The organism is Roseicyclus amphidinii, from assembly GCF_030163755.1.
Taxonomy (GTDB): domain Bacteria; phylum Pseudomonadota; class Alphaproteobacteria; order Rhodobacterales; family Rhodobacteraceae; genus Roseicyclus; species Roseicyclus amphidinii.
Genome location: NZ_JASJOE010000045.1, coordinates 17985 through 29014, shown reverse-complemented (window position 1 = coordinate 29014; position 11030 = coordinate 17985). Strand labels below are relative to the sequence as shown.

The 11030-nt window shown below is 65.3% G+C and carries 9 protein-coding genes; all 9 read right to left on the bottom strand.

Annotated elements, in window-relative coordinates; genetic code table 11:
• A partial coding sequence (locus tag QQK83_RS14195; RefSeq protein ID WP_284265280.1) for a GTP-binding protein occupies positions 1–265 on the bottom strand: 265 nt, incomplete at its 3' end.
• Positions 266–345: 80 nt separating this feature from the next.
• A complete protein-coding gene (gene fusA / locus QQK83_RS14190; protein WP_284265278.1) occupies positions 346–2469 on the bottom strand; it encodes an elongation factor G in 2124 nt (707 codons plus the stop codon).
• 66 nt (positions 2470–2535) lie between these two features.
• Positions 2536–3006, bottom strand: a complete 471-nt coding sequence (rpsG, locus tag QQK83_RS14185; RefSeq protein WP_284265276.1) for a 30S ribosomal protein S7 — start codon at positions 3004–3006, stop codon at positions 2536–2538.
• A 12-nt stretch (positions 3007–3018) separates the two neighbouring features.
• Positions 3019–3390: a 30S ribosomal protein S12 gene (gene rpsL / locus QQK83_RS14180; RefSeq protein ID WP_071673925.1), complete on the bottom strand. Its 372-nt coding sequence runs from the start codon at positions 3388–3390 to the stop codon at positions 3019–3021.
• 255 nt (positions 3391–3645) lie between these two features.
• Entirely contained in the window at positions 3646–4479 is an 834-nt protein-coding gene (locus QQK83_RS14175; RefSeq protein ID WP_284265272.1) for a glycosyltransferase, read from the bottom strand.
• Positions 4472–5401 carry a DMT family transporter gene (locus QQK83_RS14170; protein ID WP_284265271.1) on the bottom strand — a complete coding sequence of 310 codons (930 nt, stop codon included), beginning with the start codon at positions 5399–5401 and terminating at the stop codon, positions 4472–4474. The genes QQK83_RS14175 and QQK83_RS14170 overlap by 8 nt, the downstream gene beginning before the upstream one ends.
• Complete coding sequence (locus tag QQK83_RS14165) at positions 5398–6249, bottom strand: glycosyltransferase (protein ID WP_284265270.1); 852 nt, start codon at positions 6247–6249, stop codon at positions 5398–5400. The genes QQK83_RS14170 and QQK83_RS14165 overlap by 4 nt, the downstream gene beginning before the upstream one ends.
• An 83-nt stretch (positions 6250–6332) precedes the next feature.
• Positions 6333–6614 carry an acylphosphatase gene (locus QQK83_RS14160; protein WP_284265268.1) on the bottom strand — a complete coding sequence of 94 codons (282 nt, stop codon included), beginning with the start codon at positions 6612–6614 and terminating at the stop codon, positions 6333–6335.
• A 122-nt stretch (positions 6615–6736) separates the two neighbouring features.
• A complete protein-coding gene (gene rpoC / locus QQK83_RS14155) occupies positions 6737–10954 on the bottom strand; it encodes a DNA-directed RNA polymerase subunit beta' (RefSeq protein ID WP_284265265.1) in 4218 nt (1405 codons plus the stop codon).
• Between the last annotated feature and the right edge of the window lie 76 nt (positions 10955–11030).

The following is an 11030-nucleotide window of genomic DNA, read 5'->3' as shown; positions in this document are numbered from 1 at the left end:
TGATCATGTTCTTCACGTAGTCGGCGTGGCCGGGGCAGTCGACGTGCGCATAGTGACGCGCGTCGGTCTCGTATTCCACGTGCGCCGTCGAGATCGTGATCCCGCGCGCCTTTTCCTCGGGCGCACCATCGATCTGGTCATACGCCTTGAAATCACCGAAATACTTCGTGATCGCAGCCGTCAGCGTCGTCTTGCCGTGGTCCACGTGACCAATCGTGCCGATATTGCAGTGCGGCTTGTTACGTTCAAACTTTGCCTTTGCCATGATGGCCTCCTTATCGGGTCGGTGGGGCCAGACCCCACCCTACGGTGGTGGGTAGGGCGGGTGTCACCCCGCCGCCCCGGTTAAGCGTATTTCGACTGGATCTCTTCCGAGATGTTCTGCGGAACCGGCTCGTAGTGGTCGAACAGCATCGTGAACTGCGCGCGGCCCGAGGACATGGAGCGCAGCGTGTTGATGTAGCCGAACATGTTGGCCAGCGGCACGAAGGCATTGATGACGATCGCGTTGCCGCGGGTCTCCTGCCCGGTCACCTGACCACGACGCGAGGTGAGGTCGCCGATGATGCCACCGGTGTAATCCTCGGGCGTCACGACCTCGACCTTCATGATCGGCTCGAGCAGCTTGGCGCCGGCCTTTTTCAGACCTTCGCGCATGCCCATCCGTGCCGCGATCTCGAACGCCAGTACGCTGGAGTCGACGTCGTGGAACTTGCCGTCGAGCAGCGCGACCTTGAAGTCGATCACCGGGAAGCCAGCGAGCGGACCCGAGTCCATCACCGACTTGATGCCCTTTTCGACGCCGGGGATGTATTCCTTCGGCACGGCACCGCCGACGATGCGGCTTTCGAACGTGTAGCCTTCGCCCGGCTCGGTCGGCATGATCTCCAGCTTGACCTCGGCGAACTGGCCCGAACCACCCGACTGCTTCTTGTGGGTGTAGGTATGCTCGATCTTCTGGCTGATCGTCTCGCGGTAGGCCACCTGCGGCGCACCGATGTTCGCCTCGACCTTGAACTCGCGCTTGAGGCGGTCGACGAGGATGTCGAGGTGAAGTTCGCCCATGCCCTTCATGATGGTCTGGCCCGACTCGATGTCGGTCTCGACGCGGAAGGACGGATCTTCGGCGGCAAGCCGCTGCAGGCCCTGGCTCATCTTCTCCTGGTCGGCCTTGGTCTTGGGCTCGACCGCGATCTCGATCACCGGATCGGGGAAGGTCATCGTTTCCAGCACGACCGGATCGGCCTTGTCGCAGAGCGTGTCACCGGTGGTGGTCTCTTTCAGACCGGCCAGCGCGATGATGTCGCCTGCGAAGGCTTCATCGATTTCCTCGCGGTTGTTCGAGTGCATCATCATCATGCGGCCGATGCGCTCGTTGCGACCCTTGGTCGAGTTGAGGATCGCGTCGCCCTTCTTGAGCTGGCCCGAGTAGATCCGGGTGAAGGTCAGCGAGCCGACGAAGGGGTCGTTCATGATCTTGAACGCCAGGCCGGCGAACGGCATCTTGTCGTCCGCGCGGCGGGCGATGTTGCGCTCTTCGGTCTCGTCGCCGGGCTTGAAGCCCATGTAATCGACCACGTCGAGCGGGCTCGGCAGGTAATCGACCACGGCGTTCAGCAGCGGCTGGACACCCTTGTTCTTGAACGCGGAGCCGCCGAGGACCGGAACGAAGGTCATCGACAGGCAGCCCTTGCGGATCAGCTTGCGCAGCGTGGGGACGTCGGGCTCTTCGCCTTCGAGATAGGCTTCCATCGCCGCGTCGTCCATCTCGACCGCGTTCTCGACCAAAACCGAGCGCCACTCGTCGGCGAGATCCTTGAGATCGTCGCGGATCGGCTGACGGACCCAGGACGCGCCGAGGTCTTCACCCTGCCACACCCATTCTTCCATGGTGACCAGGTCGACGATGCCTTCCAGCTTGTCCTCGGCCCCGATCGGGAAGTTCACGGGCACGGGGGTCGCGCCGGTGCGGTCCTTGATCATCTTCACGCAGTTGAAGAAGTCGGCGCCGATCTTGTCCATCTTGTTGACGAACACCATCCGCGGAACCTTGTAACGGTCGGCCTGGCGCCACACCGTTTCGGTCTGCGGTTCGACACCGGCGTTCGCATCGAGCAGCGCGACCGCGCCGTCGAGAACGGCCAGCGAACGCTCCACCTCGATGGTGAAGTCGACGTGTCCGGGGGTGTCGATGATGTTGAAGCGGACCTTGGTGTCCGACGTGCCTTCGGCGGTCGGATCTTCCTGCCACTGCCAGAAGGTCGTGGTCGCGGCCGAGGTGATGGTGATCCCCCGCTCCTGCTCCTGCTCCATCCAGTCCATGGTGGCGGCGCCGTCATGCACTTCGCCGATCTTGTGCGAGCGGCCGGTGTAATAAAGGATGCGCTCGGTCGTCGTGGTCTTGCCGGCGTCGATATGCGCCATGATGCCGAAGTTGCGGTAGCGCTCGAGCGGATAGTCGCGTGCCATGGGGGAGGTCCTCAGGCTTGGGTTTTCTGACAAGAGGGCGGCCCCGCAGCGGGGCCGCCTGTTCTGTTACCAGCGGTAATGGCTGAACGCGCGGTTGGCGTCGGCCATCTTGTGCGTGTCTTCGCGCTTCTTCACGGCGGAACCGCGCGAGTTCACGGCGTCGATCAGCTCGCCTGCAAGGCGCTCTTCCATCGTGTTCTCGTTGCGGGCGCGGCTGGCGTTGATCAGCCAGCGGATCGCCAGCGCCTCGCGGCGCTCGGGGCGCACTTCGACGGGAACCTGGTAGGTGGCCCCCCCGACGCGGCGCGACCGCACTTCGACGGCGGGCTTCACGTTGTCCAGCGCCTCGTGGAAGACCTCCACGGGGGCGCGCTTGAGCTTGGCCTCGACCCGCTCGAACGCGTTGTAGACGATGCGCTCTGCGACCGACTTCTTGCCGTCGATCATCAGGTTGTTCATGAATTTGGTCAGGACCGTATCGCCATACTTGGCATCGGGCAGGACCTGGCGCTTTTCAGCGGCGTGACGACGGGACATCTATATATCCTCTTACTTGGGGCGCTTGGCGCCGTATTTCGAACGACGCTGGCGGCGGTCCTTGACGCCCTGCGTATCGAGCACACCGCGCAGGATGTGGTAGCGCACGCCCGGAAGGTCTTTCACACGGCCGCCACGGATCAGGACAACCGAGTGCTCCTGAAGGTTGTGGCTTTCACCGGGGATGTAGCTGATCACCTCGTAACCGTTCGTCAGGCGCACCTTGGCAACCTTCCGCATGGCCGAGTTCGGCTTCTTCGGCGTCGTCGTGTAGACGCGCGTGCAGACGCCGCGCTTCTGCGGGCAGGACTCCAGGTGCTGGGACTTGGAGCGTTTCACTTTGGGCTGCCGCGGCTTGCGGATCAGCTGTTGAATCGTCGGCATTCGGTTCCCCGTCTTGCTCTCTCATGTCGGCGGCGCCCCCGCGACATGCGCGAAAACACCAAAGCCGCAAGCATCCCTTCCCTACCTGGAGGACGCTGCGGTGGAAGTTACAGAGGATCGGGGCACCTCAAACGGCCCGGATCATGACCACTACAATTCTGTTTGGGGCACAGGGCGCGGCATAGGCACACCCCGGCCAAGTGGGGCGCGTATAGGGGGAGTCGGCATGGCTGTCAACAGCGCCGCGGCGCGGCGTCAGGTCGGGCCGCACAGGGCCGCCCATTCGGCACGGAACGCCGCGATGTCGATGGCGAACCGGCGCGACAGCGCCTCGGCCAGGTCGGCCTCCTCCATCGGGATCGGCACGCCGGCCGCGAAGGGGGTCTTCGCGTCATTGGTGCCGTGATCACCCCGGATGAACATCAGGCTGTCGGTCAGGTTCACGTAGGGCACGCGCGACCAGATCTTGTGGTGCGGGAAGTCCATGATGATGCCGGGATCATCGGGCCGCATGTAAAGCGCAAGGCCCGCCGACCAGCACTGGGTGATCAGCGGATGCAGCGCGACGCGCCCGTCGGCGTGCCCCTCGAGCACCACGCCCTTGCCGTGGTCCAGCGCCACCCGCCCGTTCGGCCCGGCCAGCCGCGCAAGCCGCGGCCAGTTGCGGCGCAGCTGCGCCACGTAATCGACCGCGACCGCGTCGTCGTCGTCCAGCCTGAACTCGGCCACCGCGGCGCGGGCCCTGTCGCGCGCGGACAGAAGCACATCGCGGCAGATCGCGCGATGATCGTCGGGCGCACGCCAATGGGCGGTGATCTGCGGCACCTCGGCGAACAGCGCCTCCATCCGGCTGCGCCAGGGCTCGGGGAAGTCCTCGCCCAGAACGAGATGTAGGGTGAAATCCGGGTCGCTCTGACGCGCGATGCCCGGCAGCAGGATGCGTTCGAACCACAGGCAGCGCGTGTCCAGCCGGGCCGGATCATACAGCGCCGCGCGGCGTTCGCCGAGGCTGTCGTGGTATTTCTTGAACCCGCCCGTGCAAGGCAGCGAGAACCGGCAAAGCCCCTGGACCTGCACCCCCTCAGCCATGGGGTGCGCCCGGCGTGACCGCGGCCTTCGCCGCCGCGCGGGCCGCGGCGCGGGCGACCATGCGCTCTCGCAACAGCGTGAAGATGCCGGTCGCCATCACGATGGCCCCGCCGACCAGCGCCAGAGTGTTGGGGAACTCGTCGAAGACGATCAACCCGAGGATCAGCGCGAAGATCAGCGAGGTATAGCGGAAGGGCGAGACGAAGCCGACATCCCCGATGCGCATCACCATGATGCCGAAGACATAGCCCGCGATGATCAGGACCGAGGCCGCCAGCGTCAGCGCCACCTCGTAAAGCCCCATCGGTGCCCATGGCGTGAAGGCCGAGATGACGCCGCCGAAGATCGCCACCGCCCCCGCGGTCACCACGGCCACCGTCATCGACGGCACCTCGGGGGAAAAGGCGCGGGTCAAGAGGTCGCGCGCGGTGATGATGACCACGGCCAGGAGCGCCAGAAGCGACCAGGCGTTGAACCCCTCGGTTCCCGGCTGCACGATCAGCATCACGCCCGCAAAGCCGATCAGGATCGCCGTCAGCCGCCGCCAGCCGACCGGGTGGCCGAAAACCACTGCCGCCCCCAGCGTCACCGCCAGCGGCAGCGCCGCAAGGATCGCGGTCGCGTTGGCGATGGCCATGTTCGTCAGCGCCAGGAGGAAGGCGACCATCGCCGCGACCTCGGCCAGGGTGCGCCCCGCGACCAGCGGCCGGTCCCGGCGCGGCATCGAAAAACGCAAGCCCGTGGTCATCTGCACCACCAGCGCAAGCAGGATCGTGGTGGCGACACCGCGCAGGAAAACGATCTGGAAGAGCGGCACGGTTTCCGCCACCAGCTTCACGCAGGCGTCGTTGAGCGTGAAGCCAGCCATCGACAGCGTCATGTAGAGCGCGCCCCTGAGATTGGGGCTGAGGGGGGCTGTCACGTCTGCTCTTCCATCAATTGTGCCATCATCGGCAAAAGCTTGCGGGGCGACAGGCCGAAGCGGTCGCGGAACTGCTTTTTCGCCTGCCACGCCGGCAGGGGGCGCGCGTCGGGCGGGATCGAACGGTCGCTGTCGTTGTGGGAATGCAGCGTGCGCACGAACATGTAATCGTTTGGATCGATCCAGCAGCGCACCTGGCTGGCGAGCCTGCGGTGGTTCCAGCGGTAGATGTTGGCCATCCCCTCGGGCGTGGTGATCATCGCCGAGGCGAGGCCGAGGGGTTCCTTCTCGGAGAAATCCCAGAACTGTTCTTCCTCGTCGGGGCGGGCCATGTCCCAGTAGATGCCGCGGTGAAAGCAGATCGCGGCGGGGGTGTCCGCGTCGGCCCAGCCCAGCGTCAGAAGCTGGTCCGAGATCGCCCGCGTCCGCTCGATGTAGTCGCAGGCGACCGCGTCGTCATCGTCGATGCGGAAGCCGGTGATGTAGGGGGACGTGCCGTTCCACGCCCGGCGATAAGCGCGGCGGGTGGAGTTGAGCGGCCCCGCGGCTTCCAGCGTGCAGACCTCGAGGAAGGGGTATTGCTCCATCAGCCCCTTCAGCCGCTTGCGCCAGCGAAAGGGCATGGTGTCGCCGATCAGGGCGACAAGGCGGAAGTCCGGGTCGGTCTGCGCGGCCAGCGACGGCAGGCAGATGTTCTCGAAAAAGGCGAAGCGGCGCAGCATGCGCGGGACGGCGTAAAGGATTTCGGCCGCCTTGTCGAAATCCTTCTTCTGGGTCTGGAACCCCCCTTCCCCGAGATAGGAGAATCGGCAGACGCCGATGATCTGGTTGTCTTCGCGCTGGCTCATGTGGCCGTATCTACTGCCCGAATGGGGCATAGGCTAGGCAATCCGTGGGCCGGTCAACCGGCGGGCACCGCCGCGATGGCGGGTCAGCCCGTGATCTCGAACCCGGTCGCCTCGGTCACCGCGCCCGGCAGCGCCGTCAGCCGGTCCACCCGCGCCGCGGGCGGGCCCGAGCGCATGGCGTCCATCATCGCCTCGACCGCGTCGGGCGGCCCCTCGACCAGCGCCGAGACACTGCCGTCGGGCTCGTTCCTGACCCAGCCGACAAGGCCGTGCGCCTCGGCATGGCGGCGGGCCCATGCGCGGTAGGACACGCCCTGCACGCGACCCTTGACGGTGACGATCCTTGCTGTCGGTTCCGGTGGCATGGCCCCTCCCCTCTTGCTGCTGCGGTTGCAGGCAAGAGCCTAGGTCGCAGGGCGCCGGGGGCAAAACGCGAAACGCCCCGCCGGGTCGGGCGGGGCGTTCGCATCTCACGCGGAGGGGCCGATCACTCGGCGCTGTCCTCCTGCACCTCGGGCGTATCCTCGATCACCGGGGCGGCCAGCGCGGCGGCGGCTTCCGCCTCGGCGCGGGCGGCCTCGATCACGACCGAGTCGCGCTCCTTGGCGATGCGCTCGACCTTGTGGGTCGCGCCACCGGTGCCCGCCGGGATCAGGCGGCCCACGATGACGTTCTCCTTCAGGCCGACAAGCTTGTCGCGCTTGCCCTGCACCGAGGCCTCGGTCAACACGCGCGTCGTCTCCTGGAAGGAGGCGGCCGAGATGAAGGACCGGGTCTGCAGCGACGCCTTGGTGATGCCGAGCAGGATCGGCTGACCCTCCGCCGGGCGACGACCATCGGCGATGGCCTTCTCGTTGGCGGTGTCCAGCTCGATCTTGTCGACATGCTCGCCCTTGAGAAGCGTCGTCTCCCCGCTGTCGAGGATCTCCCACTTCTGGAGCATCTGGCGCACGATGACCTCGATGTGCTTGTCGTTGATCTTCACGCCCTGCAGGCGATAGACCTCCTGCACCTCGGTGATCATGTACTCGGCCAGCGCCTCGACACCCATGATCGCAAGGATGTCATGCGGCGCCGGGTTGCCGTCCATGATGTAGTCGCCCTTCTGGACATAATCGCCCTCGGCCACCGGGATGTGCTTGCCCTTGGGCACCATGTATTCCACGGGCTCGAGGCTTTCGTCGGCGGGCACGATGGTGATCCGGCGCTTGTTCTTGAAGTCGCGCCCGAATTTCACGTAGCCGTCGATCTCGGCGATGATGGCGTGATCCTTGGGACGACGCGCCTCGAAGAGTTCCGCCACCCGCGGCAGACCGCCGGTGATGTCCTTCGTCTTGGCGCCTTCGCGCGGGATACGCGCCACGACCTCGCCGGCCTGGATGGTCTGGCCTTCCTCGACCGAGAGAATCGCGTCCACCGACATCAGGTAGGTGACCGGGTTGCCCTGCTCGTTGCGGACGGGTTCGCCATCGGTGTCGACGATCAGGATCTCGGGCTTCAGCTCGTTGCCCTTGGGGGCCGCGCGCCAGTCCGAAACGATCTTCTGGGTCATGCCGGTGGCATCGTCGGTTTCCTCGCGCATCGAGATGCCCGCGGTCAGATCGACGAATTTCACCGTGCCCGCCTTCTCGGCGATGATCGGCAGCGTGTAGGGGTCCCATTCGAACAGGCGGTCGCCGCGGGCGACGGTCTGGCCCTCTTCGACATGGACCTTGGTGCCGTAGCCGAGCTTGAACGAGGCGCGTTCGACGCCCTGCTCGTCGGTCAGGACGATCTGCATGTTGCGGCCCATCACGACCTTCTCGCCCGCGGGGTTTTCCAGCAGGTTGGGGTTGGCGAAGGCCACGGTGCCCGCGACATTCGCCTCCTGGAAGGACTGCTGGCCGCCCTGCGCCACGCCGCCGATGTGGAAGGTCCGCATCGTCAGCTGGGTGCCGGGTTCACCGATGGACTGCGCCGCGATGATGCCGACCGCTTCGCCGGTGTTCACCTTGGTGCCGCGGGCAAGGTCGCGCCCGTAGCAGGTGGCGCAGACGCCTTCCTCGGCCTCGCAGGTCAGCGGGCTGCGGATCTGGCAGGACTGCACGCCGGCGGCCTCGATCGCGTCGGCCTTGCGCTCGTCGATCAGCTCGCCGCGCGCGACGATCACCTCGTCGGTGCCGGGGACGAAGATATCCTCGCCCGCGGTCCGGCCCAGGATACGCTCGGCCAGCGAGGCCACGACCTCACCGTCGTTGACGGCGGCCTCGGCCTTGATCGTGTTCTCGGTGCCGCAGTCATCCATGCGGATGATGCAGTCCTGCGCCACGTCGACGAGGCGACGGGTCAGGTAGCCCGAGTTGGCGGTCTTGAGCGCGGTATCCGACAGACCCTTGCGCGCGCCGTGGGTGGAGTTGAAGTATTCAAGAACGGTCAGACCTTCCTTGAAGTTCGAGATGATCGGCGTCTCGATGATCTCGCCCGAGGGCTTGGTCATCAGGCCGCGCATGCCCCCCAGCTGCTTCATCTGCGTGACCGAACCACGCGCACCGGAGTGGGCCATCATGTAGACCGAGTTCGGCTCCATCTCGGCGCCGTTCTCGTCCGTCTTCCTGGCCGAGATGGTGGACATCATCGCCTCGGTGACGCGGTCGTTGGCCTTGGACCACGCATCGACGACCTTGTTGTACTTCTCACCCTGGGTGATCAGGCCGTCCATGTACTGCTGTTCGAATTCCTTGACCTGCTCGCGGGTCTCTTCGACCAGCGTCCACTTGGTCTCGGGGATGACCATGTCGTCCTTGCCGAAGGAGATGCCGGCCTTGAAGGCCTCCTTGAAGCCCATCGACATGATCTGGTCGCAGAAGATGACCGATTCCTTCTGACCGCAATAGCGGTAGACGGTGTCGATGACCTGCTGCACTTCCTTCTTGCGCAGAAGGCGGTTCACCAGTTCGAAGGGTGCCTTGGCGTTCAGCGGCAGAAGATCGCCCAGAAGCACGCGGCCGGGGGTCGTGTCGAACCGCTGGAAGACCTCGTTGCCTTCCTCGTCGATCTGACGCACGCGGGCCTTCACCTTGGCGTGCAGATGCACCTCGCCCGCGTCGAGGGCATGGCGCACCTCGTCCACGTTCGAGAAGACCATGCCTTCGCCCTTCATGCCCTCACGCTCGAGCGTGACGTAGTAAAGGCCAAGGATCATGTCCTGCGACGGAACGATGATCGGCGCGCCGTTGGCGGGCGACAGGACGTTGTTCGTCGACATCATCAGCACGCGCGCTTCGAGCTGGGCTTCCAGCGAGAGGGGCACGTGAACGGCCATCTGGTCGCCGTCGAAGTCGGCGTTGAAGGCCGAGCAGACCAGCGGGTGAAGCTGGATCGCCTTGCCCTCGATCAGGATCGGCTCGAAGGCCTGGATGCCGAGGCGGTGCAGCGTCGGCGCGCGGTTCAGAAGAACCGGGTGCTCGCGGATCACCTCGTCAAGGATGTCCCAGACCTCGGGGCGCTCTTTCTCGACCAGCTTCTTGGCCTGCTTCACCGTCGAAGACAGGCCCTTGGCCTCGAGCCGCGAGTAGATGAAGGGCTTGAACAGCTCGAGCGCCATCTTCTTGGGCAAGCCGCACTGGTGCAGCTTGAGCTCCGGGCCGGTCACGATGACCGAACGGCCGGAAAAGTCGACGCGCTTGCCGAGCAGGTTCTGACGGAACCGGCCCTGCTTGCCCTTGAGCATGTCCGACAGCGACTTCAGCGGGCGCTTGTTGGCGCCGGTGATGACGCGGCCGCGGCGGCCGTTGTCGAACAGCGCGTCGACCGATTCCTGCAGCATCCGCTTCTCGTTGCGGATGATGATGTCGGGCGCGCGCAGCTCGATCAGGCGCTTGAGGCGGTTGTTGCGGTTGATGACCCGGCGATAGAGGTCGTTCAGGTCCGAGGTCGCAAAGCGGCCACCGTCCAGCGGCACCAGCGGGCGCAGTTCCGGCGGGATCACGGGGATCACGGTCAGGACCATCCACTCGGGACGGTTGCCCGACTCGAGGAAGCTTTCGACGATCTTCAGGCGCTTGATGATCTTCTTGGGCTTCAGTTCGCCGGTGGCTTCCTTCAGCTCTTCGCGCAGCTGGGCGGCCTCGGCCTCGAGGTCGATGTTGGCCAGCATCTCGCGGATCGCTTCCGCACCGATGTTGGCGCTGAACGCGTCGGCGCCATAGGCGTCCTGCGCGTCCATGAACTCCTCTTCCGACATCAGCTGACCATAGGTCAGATCCGTCAGGCCGGGTTCGATGACCACGTAGTTCTCGAAGTAGAGGATGCGCTCGAGGTCACGCAGCGTCATGTCCAGCATCAGGCCGATGCGCGAGGGCAGCGACTTGAGGAACCAGATGTGCGCGACCGGCGAGGCCAGCTCGATATGGCCCATGCGCTCGCGGCGGACCTTTTGCAGCGTGACTTCGACGCCGCATTTCTCGCAGACGACGCCGCGATACTTCATCCGCTTGTACTTGCCGCAGAGGCACTCGTAATCCTTGATCGGCCCGAAGATGCGGGCACAGAACAACCCGTCACGCTCGGGCTTGAACGTGCGGTAGTTGATCGTCTCGGGCTTCTTGATCTCGCCGAAGGACCAGCTGAGGATGCGCTCCGGCGACGCGAGCGAGACCTTGATCTCGTCGAACGCCTTGGGCGGGGTCAGCGGGTTGAACGGGTTGTTGGTGAGTTCCTGGTTCATCTTGAATCCTTGAAGATAAGGGCGCGGGAGGGGCGGGGGCGATCACATCGGACCGCCCCGGGCGACAGGGGGAGGA

What these genes read in the sequence shown, in the direction of transcription:
- fusA (WP_284265278.1), bottom strand. Translation starts at nt 2,469, where the DNA reads ATGGCACGCGACTATCCGCTCGAGCGCTACCGCAACTTCGGCATCATG.
- rpsG (WP_284265276.1), bottom strand. Translation starts at nt 3,006, where the DNA reads ATGTCCCGTCGTCACGCCGCTGAAAAGCGCCAGGTCCTGCCCGATGCC.
- rpsL (WP_071673925.1), bottom strand. Translation starts at nt 3,390, where the DNA reads ATGCCGACGATTCAACAGCTGATCCGCAAGCCGCGGCAGCCCAAAGTG.
- QQK83_RS14175 (WP_284265272.1), bottom strand. Translation starts at nt 4,479, where the DNA reads ATGGCTGAGGGGGTGCAGGTCCAGGGGCTTTGCCGGTTCTCGCTGCCT.
- QQK83_RS14165 (WP_284265270.1), bottom strand. Translation starts at nt 6,249, where the DNA reads ATGAGCCAGCGCGAAGACAACCAGATCATCGGCGTCTGCCGATTCTCC.
- QQK83_RS14160 (WP_284265268.1), bottom strand. Translation starts at nt 6,614, where the DNA reads ATGCCACCGGAACCGACAGCAAGGATCGTCACCGTCAAGGGTCGCGTG.
- rpoC (WP_284265265.1), bottom strand. Translation starts at nt 10,954, where the DNA reads ATGAACCAGGAACTCACCAACAACCCGTTCAACCCGCTGACCCCGCCC.